This window comes from Jejubacter calystegiae, from assembly GCF_005671395.1.
In the GTDB taxonomy this organism is placed as follows: domain Bacteria; phylum Pseudomonadota; class Gammaproteobacteria; order Enterobacterales; family Enterobacteriaceae; genus Jejubacter; species Jejubacter calystegiae.
This window is the reverse complement of the sequence record NZ_CP040428.1, coordinates 3,071,625-3,088,843: the sequence shown is the minus strand read 5'-3', so window position 1 is coordinate 3,088,843 and position 17,219 is coordinate 3,071,625. Positions and strand designations below refer to the sequence as shown.

The window sequence follows — 17,219 nt, the reverse complement described above, 5'->3', positions numbered from 1 at the left end:
AGCAAGGAGTCGCCATGATTGACCTACGCAGTGATACCGTAACGCGCCCGGGGCGCGCCATGCTGGAACAGATGATGAACGCCGCCGTCGGAGACGATGTCTACGGCGACGATCCCACCGTGAATCAGTTGCAGGAATACGCGGCGCGCCTGGCCGGTAAAGAGGCCGCCCTGTTCCTGCCTTCCGGCACCCAGGCCAACCTGGTAGCGCTGCTCAGTCACTGTCAGCGTGGCGATGAATATATTGTGGGCCAGCAGGCCCACAACTACCTTTTCGAGGCGGGCGGCGCCGCGGTGCTGGGCAGCATTCAGCCCCAGCCCATCGACGCCGCCCGCGACGGCACCCTACCGCTGGACAAAGTCGCCTCGGTCATCAAGGCTGATGACGTTCACTTTGCCCGCACCCGGCTGCTCAGTCTGGAAAATACTCACAACGGTAAAGTGCTGCCGCAGGCGTACCTGCGCGATGCCTGGCAGTTTACCCGCGAGCGCGGCCTGGGGCTGCATATGGACGGCGCCCGACTGTTTAACGCCATAGTGGAGTACGGCTGTGAACTGGATGAAGTGGCGCGCTACTGCGACAGCTTCACCCTCTGCCTGTCCAAAGGGCTGGGGGCGCCGGTGGGCTCGCTGCTGCTGGGCAATCGCGACTTTATCAAGCGCGCTCTGCGCTGGCGTAAGATGGCCGGCGGCGGACTGCGTCAGGCCGGAATCCTGGCCGCAGGCGGCCTGTGGGCATTGCAGAATAATGTGGCACGACTGGCGGACGACCACGCCAATGCCGCCTGGCTGGCCGAAGCCCTGCGCGAAACTGGCGCCGACGTGACCCGCCAGGACACCAATATGCTGTTCGTCCGGCTGCCGGAAGGCACCGCGCCGCAGCTGGGCGAATTTATGGCTCGCCGCGACGTACTTATTAACGCCGCGCCGGTTACCCGTCTGGTGACGCATATTGACGTCAGCCGCCAGCAACTGGAAACCGTCGTCAGCCACTGGCGCGCCTTCCTGCGAGGCTAAGGAAAGTAAGGAGATGAATAGCCCAGGTAAGATCCTGATACTCGGCGCCAGCGGCTATATCGGCCAGCGCCTGGTCCCCAGACTGGCGCAGATCGGTTACCCGGTTATCGCTGCCGCGCGCCGTCTGGACTGGCTGGAAAAACAGCCCTGGTCTGGTGTTGAATGCCGGGCGGTAGATTTACTGCGTCCGGAAACGCTGCACGGGCTGCTGGATGGCGTAGAAACGATCTACTATCTGGTGCACAGCATGGGCGACGGTTCGGATTTTATCGCCCGCGAGCGCCGGGCGGCCCTGAATCTGCGCGATGCGCTACGCGGCCAGTCGGTGCGCCAGGTCATCTATCTTAGTTCGCTACAGGCCCCCGATGGCGATCTCAGCTCCTCCCACCTGCGGGCCCGGCAGGTAACCGCCGATATTCTGCGCGAATCGGAAGTGCCGGTCACCGAACTGCGCGCCGGGATTATTATCGGCGCTGGTTCCGCCGCCTTTGAAGTGATGCGCGATATGATCTACAACCTGCCGGTACTGACGCCGCCGCGCTGGGTACGATCCCGCACCACGCCCATCGCGCTGGAAAATTTACTGGTCTATCTGCAGGGCTTTCTGGAGCACCCGGCAAAGGAACACCGCCTGTTCGAGGCCGCAGGCCCCGAGGTCATGAGCTATCAGCAACAGTTCGAGCGATTTATGGCCATCAGCGGCTGCCACCGACCGCTGATTCCGATCCCCTTTCCCACCCGCTGGGTCTCGGTCTGGTTCCTGAGTATGATCACTTCAGTACCGCCGTCTATCGCCCGGGCGCTGATCCAGGGGCTGCGCCACGATCTGCTGGCGGACGATCGCGCGCTGCGGGCACTGATTCCCCAACCGCTTATCGGCTTCGATGAGGCGGTACGTCAGACCCTGGAGGAGGAGAAAAAGCTGGTCGACTCCCCTGGCTGGGGCCACGCCCCTCAAGCTTTCGCCCGCTGGCGCCCGGAATATGGCTACTATCCCAAGCAGGCAGGCCATACCGTCAAAACCCCCGCTCCCCTGAGCGCCTTATGGGATGTGGTCAACGGCATTGGCGGCCAGCAGCGCTATTTCTTCGCCAATATTCTGTGGCAGACCCGAGGCGCCCTGGATCTACTGGTGGGTCACCGCCTGGATAAAGGCCGCCCGGAGCGCCACTGGTTACGCCCGGGCGATAAGGTGGATAGCTGGCGGGTGATTGTCGTCGAGCCAGAAAAGGAGCTGACGCTGCTGTTCGGTATGAAGGCGCCGGGGCTGGGGCGGCTGAGCTTCACTCTGCGCGATATCGGGGAATATCGCACCCTGGATGTCCGTGCTTTCTGGCATCCCCACGGTACGCCGGGCCTGCTCTACTGGCTGGCGATGATTCCGGCGCATCTGTTTATTTTTCGCGGCATGGCGCGACGTATTACCCATCTGGCTGAACAGAGCCTGAGCGATCGTCCGAGAGAACGCTGAATATTGGCGCTTTGCCATTGCAACCCGAGAGGAATCACGAAAGAATGCCCGCGATAACAGCCAACGCGACAGTGAATTGACATGAAAGTACTGGTCACGGGCGCCACCAGCGGACTGGGGCGTAACGCGGTCGAATATTTACGCCAGCGCGGCGTCAGCGTGACGGCCACTGGCCATAATGCCGCCATGGGCAAACTGCTGCAGAAGATGGGCGCGGAATTTATCCATGCGGATATGACCGAGCTGGTTTCCTCTCAGGCCAAAGCGATGCTGGCCGGCATTGACGTGCTATGGCACTGCTCCGATTTCATCTCCCCCTGGGGATCGCCTCAGGAGTTCGATCTGGCTAACGTGCGTGCCACCCGCCGTCTGGGTGAATGGGCGGTGGCATGGGGCGTTCGTACTTTCGTCCATATCTCCTCGCCGTCGCTCTACTTCGACTACCACCACCATCGCGATATTATGGAAGAGTATCGCCCACGCCGCTACGCCAACGATCTGGCGCGCAGCAAGGCGGAAGGCGAAGAGGTGATTCAGCGACTGGCCAGAGCCAATCCCCAGACCCGCTTCGCTATCCTGCGCCCCCAAAGCCTGTTCGGCCCCCATGATACGGTCTTCTTCCCGCGTCTGATTCAGATGGTGCGCCACTACGGCTGCGTACTCCTGCCGCGCGGTGGCGAAGCGCTGGTGGATATGACCTATCAGGAAAATGCGGTGCATGCCATGTGGCTGGTCAGCCAGCCCGAAAACGATCGCCTGCCTTCGGGCCGCGCCTGGAACATCACCAATCTGGAGCCGCGCCCGCTGCATATGACGGTACAGAAACTGATTGATGAGCTGGGGCTGCGCTGCAAAATTCGCTCCGTTCCCTGGCTGATGCTGGATATGGTGGCGCGTAGCATGGAGCGCTTTGGTCATAAAGAGGCCGAACCTTCCCTGACCCACTACGGCGTCGCCAAACTGAATTTCGACTTCACGCTGGATACCCAACGCGCCAGGGATGAGCTGGGCTATAAGCCCATCATCACGCTGGATGAAGGTATAGAGCGTACCGCGGCCTGGCTGCGGGACCACGGTAAGCTGCATCGTCCCTGACGTTTAGTGGGAATATCCCATCCCGTATTTCTCCAGCAACGCTTCGGCAATGGCCTGGGTTTCGGCATCGGCGTGGCCGTCGTAGCGTTCGGGGCGGAAGTGCATCTGAAACGCCATAATCACCCGCCGCTTCTGAGCCTGGGTCATATCGTTCCCCACTTCGTAACCGTAACGCGCGAGCAGATTAAGCAACGCCGTCTGATTCACCGGCTGGGTCGGATGGCGGCCCCCCAGATAGAAAGTGACCCGATCGGCGTCCGGCCAGGCACCAATGCCCGCCTGCGCCAGTTCACGCCACGGGAACAGCGGCCCCGGATCGTCCTTACGCTGGGGTGCCACATCGGAATGGGCCACCACATTTTCCGGCGTGATGCCGTGACGTTGAATAATATCCCGGGCCAGCGGAATCAGCGTAGCGATCTGCGCCTGGTCGAACGGCTCGAAATGGCGGCCGGTAGCGGTACGATGCCAGCCGTGGTTTTCCAGCTCGATGCCGACGGAGGTATCATTAATGCGGGTGGCACCGCGCCAGTAGCTCTGCCCGGCATGCCAGGCGAGCTTCTCTTCCGGCACCAGTTGATAGACCAGCGGCTTACCGTGATGTTTCTCGGGCTGGCGCGCAATCAGATAGTGGGCGCTGACGTCCCTGCCACGTAGCGTGGTCAGGGAGCGCTCAAAATCTCCGGCGGTGTAGTGAATGACCAGTACCCGCACCCGCGGCCAGGCGTTCAGCGCCGGATAGCGGGTATCCACCTGATATTCGCTGCGATCGACAATCCCTTCATCGCTGGCGCAGCCTGCCAGCAGCAGAACCAGCGCCAGCCAAAAAATACGCCTCATCGCCGGGTCTTCACCGCCGTGCCGCTGACGCTGACCATTAGCATGCTGCTGTCTTTACCCACGGTTTCATAGTCGATATCGATACCAACCACCGCATCGGCCCCCAGCGACTGCGCCTGCTCTTCCAGCTCTTTAAACGCTATTTCGCGCGCCTTGCGTAGCTCTTTTTCATAGGCACCGGAACGGCCGCCGACGATATCGCGAATCCCGGCGAAAAAGTCGCGGAACACGTTAGCGCCCAGGATGGCTTCCCCGGTAACCACGCCGCAATACTCAACAATAGCCTGCCCTTCCAGGGTGGGAGTGGTGGAAAACTGCATATGGTGACTCCTCTGTGTTTGGCGATCAATGCCTTAGCCCTTGCCTGCTGGCGCATTTTAGCCCGTAATACGCTATGCTAAAGCCCATTATTACCAACTGTAATGTAGCTCTCCTGAGAAATATAAGGAAATCATAATGCGTAGCTCAGTTCTGACTCTCATTGCGCCGTGCGCGCTACTGCTTAGCGCCTGTACTACTGTCACACCGGCCTACAAGGATATCGGTACCCGCAACGGTCCCTGCATCAATGGTGGCCCTGACAGCGTCGCACAGCAGTTTTACGACTACCGTATCGCGCATCCGGGCCAGAGTGCGACCGATCTGACGGGCCTGCGCCCTTATCTGAGCGATTCCCTGTGGCAGCAGCTTCAGGCGAAGAGCCGCAGCACCCAGTCTGCCAGCGGTGACCTGTTCTCCAGCAATGCTAAGGGTATCGACAGCGCCGATGTCGCCAGCGCCTCCCGCATTCTGAATACCGATGCCCGCAATATGCCGCTGCGCGTCAATCTGACCAAAGGCGACCGGCAGTGGCAGGATGAAATCCTGATGGTGCGCGAAGGCCAGTGCTGGGCAGTGGACGATATTCGTTACACCAGCGAAAACAGCAACGCCCCTACCGGCACCCTGAGCCAGGTGCTGGAGCACCGTTAATTCGCCATTTCCTACGGGCTGAAAGGTAAAAACCACAAGAAAAATCAGGCAATTAACCTGTTTGCCCGTATTTATTCTTACCTTCAGCCCGCTCCGATATTTTGTGCTATGTTTAAGCCATATCCGGCCCGTTTTTGCGATTTTAACGCACAAATATTGCATAACTATTCTGCCAACGTTACTATTTGCGGCCTCAATTGCTATTCGACTGCTGCGCATGAGTATTCAACTAAACGGCATTAACTGCTTTTACGGCGCCCACCAGGCGCTGTTCGATATTACGCTCGACTGCCCGCAAGGGGAGACGTTAGTGCTGCTCGGCCCGAGCGGCGCGGGAAAGAGTTCTCTGCTGCGCGTGCTTAACCTGCTGGAGATGCCGCGTTCCGGCACGCTTGCCATCGCCGGTAACCAGTTCGACTTCAGCCGCGCCCCGGGCGACAAAACCATTCGCGCGCTGCGTCAGCACGTCGGTATGGTTTTCCAGCAGTACAACCTGTGGCCGCATCTGACGGTGATGCAGAACCTGATCGAAGCGCCCTGCCGGGTGCAGGGGCTGAGTAAAGACCAGGCCCGCGAACGCGCCGGTAAACTGCTGGAGCGTCTGAGACTGACTCCCTATGCCGATCGCTACCCGCTGCACCTTTCCGGAGGGCAGCAGCAGCGCGTGGCCATCGCCAGAGCGCTAATGATGGAACCCGAAGTGCTGTTGTTCGACGAACCGACCGCGGCGCTGGACCCGGAAATTACCGCCCAGATTGTCAGCATCATTCGCGAACTGGCGCAGACCAACATCACTCAGGTGATCGTGACGCACGAAGTGGAAGTGGCGCGCAAAACCGCCAGCCGCGTGGTCTATATGGAAAATGGTCATATTGTCGAGCAGGGCGATGCGGGCTGCTTCAGCAACCCGCAGACCGATGCTTTCAGATCCTATCTTTCACACTGAAGATGATTAGGAATACTAAAATGAAAAAAGTCCTTCTTGCCGCGCTATTCGCCAGCCTCAGCGTCTCCGCCACGGCGGCGCAGACTATCCGCTTCGCCACGGAGGCCTCTTATCCTCCGTTTGAGTCCATGGACGCCAGCAATAAAATCGTCGGTTTTGATGTCGATCTCGCCAATGCACTGTGTAAAGAGATGGACGCCACCTGCACCTTCAGCAACCAGTCGTTCGACAGCCTGATCCCCAGCCTGAAATTCAAGCGGGTAGAAGCGGTAATGGCCGGTATGGACATTACGCCAGAGCGCCAGAAGCAGGTGCTGTTCAGCAACCCTTACTACGATAACTCGGCGCTGTTTATCGGCGTACAGGGTAAATACACCAGCATTGATCAGCTTAAAGGCAAGAAGGTTGGGGTTCAGAACGGCACCACCCACCAGAAGTTTATCAACGATAAACATCCGGAAATCACCACTGTTCCCTACGACAGCTACCAGAATGCCAGACTGGATCTGCAGAACGGACGTATTGACGCCGTATTTGGCGACACTGCGGTCGTCACCGAATGGCTGAAGGCCAATCCGAAGCTGGCCGCGGTGGGCGATAAAGTCACCGATAAAGCCTACTTCGGTACCGGGCTTGGCATCGCGGTGCGTAAAGGTAATACCGAACTACAGCAGCAGTTTAACAGCGCGCTGGAGAAGGTGAAGCAGAATGGCACCTACGAGGCCATCTACAATAAATGGTTCCAGAAGTAATCGGCTTAATGAACGACTTCCTTCCACTTGCAAGCGCCGCCGGGATGACCGTCGGCCTTGCCGTTTGCGCCCTGATTATCGGCCTGGCACTGGCGATGGTATTCGCCGTCTGGGAATCGGTTAAGTGGCGTCCCATCGCCTGGATAGGTTCTGGCCTGGTCACCATTCTGCGTGGCCTGCCGGAGATCCTGGTGGTGCTGTTTATCTACTTCGGCTCCTCCCAGCTGTTGCTGATGCTGTCGGACGGTTTCACGCTCAATCTGGGCTTTATCCAGATCCCGGTGCAGATGGAGATTGAAAACTTCGACGTCAGTCCGTTCCTGTGTGGGGTTATCGCCCTGTCGCTGCTCTACGCCGCTTACGCTTCCCAGACGCTGCGCGGCGCCCTGAAAGCGGTGCCGGAAGGCCAGCGGGAATCCGGCATGGCGTTGGGCATGAGCAAAGGCGCTATCTTCTTCCGCCTGGTGATGCCTCAGATGTGGCGCCACGCCCTGCCCGGACTGGGCAATCAGTGGCTGGTGCTGCTAAAGGATACGGCCCTGGTGTCGCTGATTAGCGTCAACGATCTGATGCTGCAAACCAAAAGCATCGCCACCCGAACTCAGGAGCCCTTTACCTGGTACATCGTGGCAGCCGCCATTTATCTGGTGATTACCCTGGTGAGTCAGTACATCCTCAAGGCTATCGACCAGCGGGCGACGCGTTTTGAACGGAGGCCCGGCTGATGCTTGAGTACTTACCGGAACTCCTGAAGGGGCTGCATACCAGCCTGACGCTGACCGTCGCCTCTATCGCCGTGGCGCTGGTACTGTCGCTGCTGTTTACCGTGATCCTGACGCTGAAAACCCCGCTGCTGTCGCAACTGGTGCGGGTGTTTATTACGCTGTTTACCGGAACGCCGCTGCTGGTGCAGATCTTCCTGATCTACTACGGGCCAGGTCAGTTTCCCGGGCTGCAGGAAATCCCGTGGCTGTGGCATCTGCTTTCCGAGCCCTGGCTGTGCGCGCTAATTGCGCTATCGCTCAACAGCGCTGCTTACACCACCCAACTGTTTCACGGCGCGATTCGCGCTATTCCGGAAGGACAGTGGCAGTCCTGTGGGGCATTAGGCATGAGCCGTAAGGATACCCTGGCGATTCTGCTACCCTACGCTTTCAAACGCGCCCTCTCCTCCTATTCCAACGAGGTGGTGCTGGTGTTTAAGAGCACATCACTGGCCTATACCATCACGCTGATGGAAGTGATGGGCCACGGTCAACTGCTCTATGGGCGCAGCTATGACGTGATGGTATTCGGCGCCGCGGGGCTGATTTACCTGGTGGTCAACGGCATTCTGACACTGCTGATGCGCCTGATAGAACGCCGCGCGCTGGCGTTTGAGCGGCGTAGTTAACCTCCCTTCTGTCCTGAGAGTCCAGACCGGCCACGCTTCTGTGGCCGGTTTTTTTATCGCAAAAAGCCACAAAAATGATGATAAATAAAACATAAATGTTGTTTTTATCATCCGGGGCGTTACACTGCATAAAAATCAACCCACATATAGCCCATGGATGGCGCGATGAAATACAGCGAATTTAAACGTTGGCTACTGCAACAGGGTGCAGAGTTCGCTAAAGCGCCAGGGGGAGGAAGCCACCAGAAGATCAATTTGAACGGCAGAAGATCGGTTTTCCCCGACCATGGTTCCAAAGAGATGCCGGAACCACTACGCAAGAAAATCATGAAGGATTTAGGACTTTGAGTCCTGAAAGATGAGAGATTAAAGGAAGCACTATGTATAACTACCCGGTAAAACTCACTCATGACGCAGAGACAAATAGTTGGATAGCCTCATGTCGGGATCTGCCTTTAATGAACTCCGTGGGTGACTCTATTGAAGAAGCCTTACTGGAGTCCGTTTATGGCCTGGTGACGGCAGTCGCCATTGAAATCGAGGAGCGCAGGCCCGTCCCCCAGGGTAGTGCCCCCCAGGCAGGTGAATATATTGTCTCACTGCCCGTGCTGGCGGCAATGAAAGCCGCACTGCACAACGCGATGATCGAGACCGGTACCCGAAAAGCCGATCTGGCCCGCAAGCTGGGAAAAACGGGAACTCAAATAGACAGGCTCCTGGATGTGGAACACTCATCAAAAGTAGAGACCGTAGAGCTGGCACTACACCAGTTAAACAGAAGCATCGCAGTCTCAGTCACCGCCAGTTAGCGCGAAAACGGCTGCCAATTCGCCTTTTTTATTATTTAATATTAATTCATTTTTATTGAATATCCATTCACTTTATGGCAGGGTAATCCACAGGCCGAAAGTCAGGCCTGGAGAACAAGATTAATAAGACGGGAGCTTGATATGAAAAAGTTACTTCTGGCCGCAGCCCTTGCCGCAACCGCATTCAGCGCATGGAGCGCAGATCCAATCCGCTTCGCCTCTTCCGCCACCTATCCGCCATTTGAATCCCTGAATTCCAGTAACCAGATTGTTGGTTTCGATATCGATCTGGCGAAGGCTTTATGCCAGCAGATGAAGAGCGAATGCACCTTTACCAACCAGGCCTTCGACAGCCTGATCCCGTCGCTGAAATTCCGCAAATATGACGCCGTTATTTCCGGTATGGACATTACGCCGGAGCGGAGCAAGCAGGTGACCTTTACTAACCCCTACTACGCTAACTCCGCACTGGTGATTGCCAAAAAGGATCAGTACCAGAGCTTTGAACAACTGAAAGGCAAGCGTATCGGAATGGAAAACGGCACCACCCACCAGAAGTATCTGCAGGACAAGCACCCGGAAGTGAAAACCGTAGCCTATGACAGCTACCAGAATGCCATTATCGACCTGAAAAATGGCCGCCTGGATGGGGTATTTGGCGATACCGCGGTCGTAAATGAGTGGCTGAAGAAGAACCCGCAACTGGGTCCGGCGACCGGGAAAGTGACCGATCCCCAATACTTCGGCACCGGCCTTGGTATTGCAGTACGCCCCGGCAATACAGCGCTGTTGAACAAACTGAATGACGCCCTGGCAGCCATTAAGGCCAACGGCACTTATCAGAAGATTAGCGATAAGTGGTTCCCCGCAGGCTAAAGCCCCCTTTCAGCGGCGGACATGGCTCCGCCGCCCTTCCCTTTCTCAGTTCTCTTTTTCCAGTAACGTCAGCACTTCATAGTGAGCGGTATGAGGAAACATATCGAACAGTTGAACCCGACGGATACGGTAACCACTCAGGCAGCGTATATCCTTCGCCATAGTAGCGGCATTGCAGCTGGAGTAGATAATCCAGTCCGGCGCCATTCTGCCAAGATAGTCGCATAAGGCTTCGCCAATGCCGCGGCGCGGCGGGTTAACCAGCACCAGCTCCGGTATGGAGGCCTGAGCCGTAGCGAAATTCGTAGAGTCCAGCGCCTGAAAATAGTGACGGGTCAGGCCCAGCGCCCGGGCGGACTGGCGAGCGCAGGCAATCGCCTCTGGCGCGATTTCGATCCCGGTCAGGGTCATCTGTGGCGTGGCGCAGTGCAAACCAAAACCACCCACGCCGCAGAACAGATCCCACATATGGTTCACGGGTAGCTCGCGCACCCACTCCCTGGCACAGGCATAAAGTTGGGAGGCGACACTGGGGTTGGTCTGGAAGAAGCTCTGGGGGCGAATCCACAGCGGAACACCGTTAAAATTCTCCGCCAGCGCCTGCTGGTCGGTCAGAAAGATCTCCTGCTCCCCCTCCATAATCGCCATATGCACCGGCTGGATATTCACGGAAATCACCCGCAGCTGAGGCAGCTGCGCCTGAAGCGCTGGGAGCGCCGCCCGCAGCTGCGCCAGTTTGGCTTCAGAGCGCAGCACGAAACGCAGCATCATTGCCCCATCCTGCTGGCTTTCGGTCAGCAGAATATACTTCAGCTCGCCGCGACGGCGCGCCACGTTATAGGGCGTTAATCCGGCCCGGGCGATAAAAGGCTTAAGCGCATTGAACACAGGCGGGAAGCTGGCGGGATAGAGGGGGCAATCAGTCAGATCCTGGGCCTGGCCGTCCCGTGGCGCGGTACCGAATATCGGGCGCTCTACGCTGCCGCTAACCACCATCTTGGCTTTGTTGCGAAACCCCGCCTCCGGCCCACTGACCGGTTCGCGCCACTCATCCACCGCCATCCCCGTCAGGAGCTGGCGAAGATCGGTCATTTTCGTGGAAAGCTGCCCGGCTATCGGCTGTTCTACCCACGTACAGGAGCGACAACGACCGGCGTCATAGAGTGCGCATTGCATAACAAAACCCTGAGAAAAAACGGCGGCTGATTGTACCACCGTTCTACCGCTGACCCAGCCGAAAATAGCGCCGACTTTTCGCAGGAACAAAGATCAGGAACAGCACCAGCAGATCGGGCAGTTTCTGAATCAGCAGCGCATTAAGGATCTCACCCGGCGACCCGCCGACAATGCTAAACAGTTCCGGATACCCCCATCCCAGGGAAGCGGCCCACAGGTAGCCGAGCGCTACCAGCCGGGTGAACAGATAACCCCAACGTCCCCAGTTTCGCCCGCGCATAATGGCAAAGGCGCAGCGTAGCTCAATAAACAGTAGCAGCAGGCTGCCAAGAAATACCGCAGTCAGATTCCATGTCTGGGCACTGCGATACAGAAAATCCAGTATTCCCCGCGGCCCCAGTACGCCGAACAACATCAGCAGATCCAGGCAGCGGACAGCAATAATGGCCGTGCCCGCCACCAGAACCAGCGTGGGAGCATTGAGTGTGGCATGAGATGAACGATGCTTGCCCGACATATCCAACTTCACATTTCCCTGTAGCATCAACGCGCTGCGACCAGAAGCGGCGCCAGAATTTATCATGGCAGATTTACAGGCATTCAGCCATATCAGGACATGCCATTCAATTAGCTAAATCTCAGGTAATAGTCGGAAAAGCGCTGCGCGGCCAGGATGGCCACGCAGGGAGAGTCAGTGCAGCAGAGGAGTCTGTGGCAGGTTTAGCAGTTGTTCTTCCTCTTCACCGCTGTAGAGCAGATGATGGGCGCCCGCCTCCAGAATCACCATGGAGATCTGCTGTTCGCTCTGCTGCATAAACCAGGCGAACTGCGCACGGTTCACTCCCGCTCCGGTAGACAGCGTCTGACAGACCACCAGCTTCGGCAGATTGTCGTCCTGCACGTCAAGAAAGGCTTTCACCGTCAAAGAGCCCGCGTTAATCGCAGAGAGATCGGAAGCCAGCGCCAGCAACGCAGAGGGTTTGACTTCGGCCAGCGCGGAAAACAGTATCACATCATCCACCAGATCGATCTTGGCATCGAAGATACCGTTAAAGTTTTGCATATGCGGCAAATGCAGCGCCTGGCAGGTATCACACTCGAAGAAATTTACCCCCAACTCATCCAGCCAGCGGCGCAGTGTGTCCAGTGAAGGGACAACGAGTGAATCCATAAACGGTGATACCTCTTTTGATGACCTGTAAACGCGCATAGCTTACGCAAAAAGCAGCGCTGATACCATGAGTATGGGCCGAAAATCGCGCTAGCCGCCGGTTTTCAGGGAAAAGCCAGGGCGGGCATGGCGTTCGATCCAGCCGATCATCAATGAAGCGATATCCACCCCGCTCACCTTCTCGATTCCCTCCAGCCCCGGAGAGGCATTTACCTCCATCACCAGCGGCCCACGGTCGGCGCGCAGAATATCCACACCGGCCACATCCAGGCCCAGCGTTGTGGCCGCCCCCAGCGCGACATCACGCTCCTGCGGGGTGATCTCCACCCGCCGCGCCACGCCTCCTCGATGCAGGTTGGAACGAAAATCGCCCTCCTTCGCCTGGCGTTCAATGGCAGCCACCACCTGGTCGCCCACCACCAGACAGCGGATATCCCTGCCCCTGGCTTCTTTGATGTACTCCTGCACCAGGATATGGGCGTTCAGACCGCGGAAAGCATCGATCACGCTTTCCGCTGCCTGACGGGTTTCTGCCAGTACCACGCCAATGCCCTGAGTGCCCTCCACCAGCTTGACCACCAGCGGCGCACCGCCGACCATCTCGATCAAATCGTGGGTATCATCCGGCGAATGGGCAAAACCGGTCACCGGCAGATCGATTCCCCGGCGCGCCAGTAGCTGCAATGAACGTAGCTTGTCCCTGGCCCGGGTAATCGCTACCGACTCATTCAGGGGATAGCTGCCCAGCATTTCAAACTGGCGCAGCACGGCGGTGCCGTAGAAGGTAATGGCCGAACCGATACGCGGAATCACCGCATCATAATGCGGCAGGCGCCGTCCTTTATAATGCACCGAAGAGGCTCGTGGATTAATGCTCATATAGCAGGAGAGCGGATCGATAACCTCAACCCGGTGCCCGCGACGCTGGGCCGCCTCCCGCAGACGCCGACAGGACCAGAGCGCACCATCCCTGGATAAAATGGCGATATTCACCCTTCACCTCACTAATGGTCAAAAAGCATCAGCCCAAAGCGGGCTGGTTAACGGAGCGCCCAGCCCTGCTTATGCAGATAAGCCAGGATAAACGGACGACTCTCTTTAATAATGGTACGACGGATGTGATCGCTCCAGGTATCGCGCCGGTTATTGCTGCCCCGTGACAGATAGTACTGCGCCAGCGTTTCATCGTAGTGCGCCAGCGTCTGCTGATCCATCGGCTGATAGCGATTCTCGTGCACCACCAGGGACGCCGGCAAGCGCGGTTTAATATCCGGATTATCCGCCGGCCAGCCCAGGCACAGGCCAAACAGCGGCAGGACATGCTCAGGCAGTGCCAACAGTTCGGTCACTGCCTCAATGCTGTTGCGAATTCCGCCGATGTAAACGCCGCCCATCCCCAGGGACTCCGCAGCCAGCATGGCATTTTGCCCCATCATCGCGGTATCCACTACGCCCAGCAGAAGCTGTTCGGCCAGGCCCAGCTGCGCTTCAGGGCAGATCTGCAGGTGGCGGTTAAAGTCGGCGCAGAATACCCAAAATTCCGGCGCCTGGGCGACGTGCTTCTGACCGCCGCTCAGGGTTACCAGTTGCTCGCGCACTGCCGGATCGGTGATACGAATGATCGAAGAACATTGCAAAAAACTGGAACTGGAAGCCGCCTGCGCACTGGCGATAATGGCTTCACGCTGCTCATCGCTGACGCTCTGGTCGGTAAAGTGGCGAATGGAACGGTGGGAGCGGATCAAATCAATGGTCGGCGTCATCTCGTTTTTCCTTGCTTGAGGGGGTCGGTTGCTGAGGTCGCTGCTTGAGCAGCAACGGCGCCACATTGTGGGCCACTCCCCATAACAACATAAAGGCCGCGGGAAGCATTAACGCGATACCACCACAGACCATCACCACGGCGGCAACGGTGCCGTTTAGCGGCGCCGGTAGCGCCACATGACCATTAATCGACAGCCAGGCCAGACCCAGCAGGATCATGCCAAGCAGTTCCAGCAGGATGATGGGTTTGGGCAGGTCGTTCAGCGTTCTCATCGGTGCTTCTCCACGGCAACGGCCCGCCAGTATAGCCTGGCGGCAGGATGACGGTTTACCGGAATATAGCGTAATCAGTGACGCCAGCGTCGATAGCGGCGCTGACGATGGCGCAGAGAACGCACGCATAACGCACTCAGCACGCCAATCGCGCACCAGAAAGCGCCACTAAACAGCCAGGCGGCCTCCTGTACGGGGGAGCGCTGGGGTATCAGCCACAGATGCATAATAAGGAAGCAGAACGGCAAGGCCAGCACCACGCCAGCCAGCGGTCTGATCAGATCGCCGCGCAGCGAGATAAAACCAGCGATAAAGCCCGGCAGGATGAACAACAGTAGCTCCGGCTCCGGCTCATCGCGAACGCAGGTCGCCGCAGCCAGACCGATTTTCTGGTACACGAAAACAGCAATAAAGAGTACAAAGGCGCAAACCATCCCCGCCCACCGATCCTGGCGCATCATCCGAATCCTCTTGAATCTGTTCGCCAAACCTCACGCGCGGGCCAGAAATAAGCCTGCGCGCCGACAACACCCTGTGACGCTCCCTCGGTCCGAAAAGATCTGTACAATTTCTCACTGTTCGTGCTGGCCGTTGATTCTTATTAAGATTAAACTAGCAACGGCTCTTTACGGCGCGGGCAGTTATTATTTGATGCGATCGTTCCGCTATCAGCCCAATGTCTCCGAAGGGGGACATTAACTTAAAAAACCACTCCATTCAATAGCTTACTGGTAAACAAGAAGTTAGCCTACGTGAATATAAACGTCGCAGATTTGTTAAACGGGAATTACGTCCTGTTATTATTTGTGGTACTGGCTTTAGGCCTGTGTCTCGGTAAATTACGGCTGGGTTCAATTCAACTGGGTAATTCCATTGGTGTTTTAGTCGTCTCTTTATTACTGGGTCAACAGCACTTTTCGATCAACACAGACGCGCTGAATTTGGGCTTTATGCTGTTCATTTTTTGCGTTGGCGTGGAAGCCGGTCCCAACTTTTTTTCTATTTTCTTTCGCGACGGTAAAAACTACCTGATGCTGGCGCTGGTGATGGTGGGCAGCGCGCTGATTATCGCTATCCTGCTGGGTAAGGCGTTCGGTTGGGGCATTGGCCTGACCTCCGGTATGCTGGCGGGCTCCATGACCTCCACCCCTGTCCTGGTGGGCGCCGGGGATACCCTGCGCCATGCGGGGATCAGCGACGGCGAACTGGCTACCGCCCTTGACCAACTGAGCCTGGGCTACGCCCTGACCTACCTGATTGGTCTGGTCAGCCTGATTCTGGCCGCCCGCTATATGCCGCGCCTGCAGCACCAGGATCTGCAAACCAGCGCCCAGCAGATAGCCCGCGAACGCGGGCTGGATACCGATACCACCCGCAAGGTTTTTCTGCCGGTGATTCGCGCTTACCGGGTGGGGCCGGAACTGGTGGCCTGGGCTGATGGCAAGAATTTGCGCGAGCTGGGTATCTATCGCCAGACCGGTTGCTATATCGAACGAATTCGCCGCAACGGTATTCTGGCCACGCCGGACGGTGATGCCGTACTGCAGCCCGGCGATGAAATCGCCCTGGTGGGCTATCCCGATGCCCACGCCCGCCTCGACCCCAGCTTCCGCAACGGGAAAGAGGTATTCGATCGCGATCTGCTGGATATGCGCATCGTCACTGAGGAGATTGTGGTTAAAAACCATAATGCCGTGGGGCGTCGCCTGGGCCAGCTTAAGCTGACCGATCAGGGCTGCTTCCTGAACCGCGTGATCCGTAGCCAGATCGAGATGCCTATCGACGACAATATCCTGCTGAATAAAGGTGACGTCCTCCAGGTCAGCGGCGATGCCCGCCGGGTAAAAACCGTGGCCGACCGTATCGGCTTCGTCTCGATTCACAGCCAGGTTACCGATCTGCTGGCCTTCTGCTCTTTCTTTATTATCGGCCTGATGATCGGGATGATCAGTTTCCAGTTCAGCACCTTCAGCTTCGGTATCGGTAACGCCGCCGGGCTGCTGTTTGCCGGTATAATGCTCGGCTTCCTGCGCGCCAATCACCCGACCTTCGGCTACATCCCTCAGGGGGCGCTGAATATGGTGAAAGAGTTTGGTCTGATGGTCTTTATGGCCGGGGTGGGGCTGAGTGCCGGTAGCGGCATCAACCACAGCCTGGGCGATGTGGGCTGGCAGATGCTGGTGGCCGGTCTGCTGGTCAGCCTGCTGCCAGTAGCAATCTGCTTTCTGTTCGGCGCCTGGGTATTGCGTATGAACCGGGCGCTGCTGTTTGGCGCCATTATGGGGGCCAGAACCAGCGCACCGGCGATGGAGATTATTAGCGACGTGTCGCGCAGCAACATTCCGGCGCTGGGCTACGCCGGTACCTATGCCATTGCCAACGTCCTGCTGACGCTGGCCGGTACCCTGATTGTGATCATCTGGCCGGGGCTCAGTTTCTAGTCCGATAAAGAAAAAGTTAAGTTTTTTGCAAAACCCGTGAACTTTTTGGGGCGGCGCCAGTCATATTAAGTGCCACTGCTTTTCTTTGATGTCCCCAATTTGAGGAGCCCATCAATCCCGCCGATTTCGGTTCAAGATTGATGGGTTTTTTATTATCTTCACGACAGATAGCCCACATTTTCATCCTTATCCTGGCGACTTTTCGCTCCGCTCCCCCGCGCTTT

22 protein-coding genes are annotated in these 17,219 nt (G+C 57.6%); 12 read left to right on the top strand and 10 right to left on the bottom strand.

Annotation, left to right across the window (positions count from 1 at the left end; genetic code table 11):
- Window positions 1-14 precede the first annotated feature (14 nt).
- The 3 genes from ltaE (at window position 15) to FEM41_RS14195 (ending at window position 3,582) form a co-directional block, all read left to right on the top strand.
- Window positions 15-1,016 (top strand): low-specificity L-threonine aldolase, encoded by a 1,002-nt coding sequence (gene ltaE / locus FEM41_RS14205; RefSeq protein WP_138096587.1) that lies wholly within the window; start codon window positions 15-17, stop codon window positions 1,014-1,016.
- A gap of 13 nt (window positions 1,017-1,029) precedes the next feature.
- The gene (locus FEM41_RS14200; protein WP_138096586.1) at window positions 1,030-2,487 is read left to right on the top strand and encodes a DUF2867 domain-containing protein; all 1,458 of its coding nucleotides are present in this window, start codon (window positions 1,030-1,032) and stop codon (window positions 2,485-2,487) included.
- Between the two features lie 81 nt (window positions 2,488-2,568).
- The gene (locus tag FEM41_RS14195) at window positions 2,569-3,582 is read left to right on the top strand and encodes an NAD-dependent epimerase/dehydratase family protein (protein ID WP_138096585.1); all 1,014 of its coding nucleotides are present in this window, start codon (window positions 2,569-2,571) and stop codon (window positions 3,580-3,582) included.
- Between the two features lie 3 nt (window positions 3,583-3,585).
- Here FEM41_RS14195 and FEM41_RS14190 read toward each other — a convergent pair whose 3' ends face one another.
- Both FEM41_RS14190 and FEM41_RS14185 read right to left on the bottom strand, forming a co-directional pair.
- Entirely contained in the window at window positions 3,586-4,422 is an 837-nt protein-coding gene (locus FEM41_RS14190; RefSeq protein WP_138096584.1) for an N-acetylmuramoyl-L-alanine amidase, read from the bottom strand.
- Window positions 4,419-4,742, bottom strand: a complete 324-nt coding sequence (locus FEM41_RS14185; RefSeq protein WP_138096583.1) for a heavy metal-binding domain-containing protein — start codon at window positions 4,740-4,742, stop codon at window positions 4,419-4,421. Before FEM41_RS14185 ends, FEM41_RS14190 begins: the two co-directional genes overlap by 4 nt.
- Window positions 4,743-4,878: 136 nt before the next feature.
- Between FEM41_RS14185 and FEM41_RS14180 the strand changes: the two genes are divergently transcribed.
- The 8 genes from FEM41_RS14180 (at window position 4,879) to artJ (ending at window position 10,170) form a co-directional block, all read left to right on the top strand.
- Window positions 4,879-5,394, top strand: a complete 516-nt coding sequence (locus FEM41_RS14180; RefSeq protein WP_138096582.1) for a lipoprotein — start codon at window positions 4,879-4,881, stop codon at window positions 5,392-5,394.
- 217 nt (window positions 5,395-5,611) lie between these two features.
- A complete protein-coding gene (gene artP / locus FEM41_RS14175) occupies window positions 5,612-6,340 on the top strand; it encodes an arginine ABC transporter ATP-binding protein ArtP (RefSeq protein WP_138096581.1) in 729 nt (242 codons plus the stop codon).
- Between the two features lie 20 nt (window positions 6,341-6,360).
- Complete coding sequence (gene artI / locus FEM41_RS14170; protein WP_138096580.1) at window positions 6,361-7,092, top strand: arginine ABC transporter substrate-binding protein ArtI; 732 nt, start codon at window positions 6,361-6,363, stop codon at window positions 7,090-7,092.
- Window positions 7,093-7,100: 8 nt separating this feature from the next.
- Window positions 7,101-7,817: an arginine ABC transporter permease ArtQ gene (gene artQ / locus FEM41_RS14165; RefSeq protein ID WP_138096579.1), complete on the top strand. Its 717-nt coding sequence runs from the start codon at window positions 7,101-7,103 to the stop codon at window positions 7,815-7,817.
- Complete coding sequence (artM, locus tag FEM41_RS14160) at window positions 7,817-8,485, top strand: arginine ABC transporter permease ArtM (RefSeq protein ID WP_138096578.1); 669 nt, start codon at window positions 7,817-7,819, stop codon at window positions 8,483-8,485. Before artQ ends, artM begins: the two co-directional genes overlap by 1 nt.
- A gap of 165 nt (window positions 8,486-8,650) precedes the next feature.
- On the top strand, window positions 8,651-8,833 hold the full coding sequence (locus FEM41_RS14155) for a type II toxin-antitoxin system HicA family toxin (protein ID WP_138096577.1): 183 nt from the start codon (window positions 8,651-8,653) through the stop codon (window positions 8,831-8,833).
- Between the two features lie 32 nt (window positions 8,834-8,865).
- The gene (locus FEM41_RS14150) at window positions 8,866-9,294 is read left to right on the top strand and encodes a type II toxin-antitoxin system HicB family antitoxin (protein ID WP_138096576.1); all 429 of its coding nucleotides are present in this window, start codon (window positions 8,866-8,868) and stop codon (window positions 9,292-9,294) included.
- A gap of 141 nt (window positions 9,295-9,435) precedes the next feature.
- A complete protein-coding gene (gene artJ, locus FEM41_RS14145; protein ID WP_138096575.1) occupies window positions 9,436-10,170 on the top strand; it encodes an ABC transporter substrate-binding protein ArtJ in 735 nt (244 codons plus the stop codon).
- 45 nt (window positions 10,171-10,215) lie between these two features.
- On the opposite strand, the gene rlmC is transcribed toward artJ, so the two are convergent.
- The 7 genes from rlmC to ybjM all read right to left on the bottom strand — a co-directional run bounded on the left by rlmC (window position 10,216) and on the right by ybjM (window position 15,015).
- Complete coding sequence (gene rlmC, locus FEM41_RS14140) at window positions 10,216-11,346, bottom strand: 23S rRNA (uracil(747)-C(5))-methyltransferase RlmC (protein WP_138096574.1); 1,131 nt, start codon at window positions 11,344-11,346, stop codon at window positions 10,216-10,218.
- A 43-nt stretch (window positions 11,347-11,389) separates the two neighbouring features.
- Entirely contained in the window at window positions 11,390-11,863 is a 474-nt protein-coding gene (locus tag FEM41_RS14135; RefSeq protein ID WP_138099205.1) for a YbjO family protein, read from the bottom strand.
- A 174-nt stretch (window positions 11,864-12,037) separates the two neighbouring features.
- Window positions 12,038-12,517, bottom strand: coding sequence for a type III secretion system chaperone family protein (locus FEM41_RS14130; RefSeq protein WP_138096573.1), 480 nt, complete (start codon window positions 12,515-12,517; stop codon window positions 12,038-12,040).
- A 90-nt stretch (window positions 12,518-12,607) separates the two neighbouring features.
- Window positions 12,608-13,510 (bottom strand): 30S ribosomal protein S6--L-glutamate ligase, encoded by a 903-nt coding sequence (gene rimK / locus FEM41_RS14125; protein WP_138096572.1) that lies wholly within the window; start codon window positions 13,508-13,510, stop codon window positions 12,608-12,610.
- A 47-nt stretch (window positions 13,511-13,557) separates the two neighbouring features.
- The gene (gene nfsA / locus FEM41_RS14120) at window positions 13,558-14,280 is read right to left on the bottom strand and encodes an oxygen-insensitive NADPH nitroreductase (RefSeq protein ID WP_138096571.1); all 723 of its coding nucleotides are present in this window, start codon (window positions 14,278-14,280) and stop codon (window positions 13,558-13,560) included.
- Entirely contained in the window at window positions 14,264-14,683 is a 420-nt protein-coding gene (locus FEM41_RS14115; RefSeq protein WP_338324497.1) for a DUF1418 family protein, read from the bottom strand. The genes nfsA and FEM41_RS14115 overlap by 17 nt, the downstream gene beginning before the upstream one ends.
- A complete protein-coding gene (ybjM, locus tag FEM41_RS14110) occupies window positions 14,629-15,015 on the bottom strand; it encodes an inner membrane protein YbjM (RefSeq protein ID WP_138096570.1) in 387 nt (128 codons plus the stop codon). Before ybjM ends, FEM41_RS14115 begins: the two co-directional genes overlap by 55 nt.
- A 291-nt stretch (window positions 15,016-15,306) precedes the next feature.
- Here ybjM and FEM41_RS14105 point away from each other — a divergent pair, with 291 nt between their 5' ends.
- Window positions 15,307-16,995 (top strand): aspartate:alanine antiporter, encoded by a 1,689-nt coding sequence (locus tag FEM41_RS14105; RefSeq protein ID WP_138096569.1) that lies wholly within the window; start codon window positions 15,307-15,309, stop codon window positions 16,993-16,995.
- A 16-nt stretch (window positions 16,996-17,011) separates the two neighbouring features.
- Here the strand turns inward: FEM41_RS14105 and FEM41_RS24545 are convergent, their stop codons facing one another.
- Window positions 17,012-17,179 (bottom strand): hypothetical protein, encoded by a 168-nt coding sequence (locus tag FEM41_RS24545; RefSeq protein WP_168198737.1) that lies wholly within the window; start codon window positions 17,177-17,179, stop codon window positions 17,012-17,014.
- Window positions 17,180-17,219: the final 40 nt, after the last annotated feature.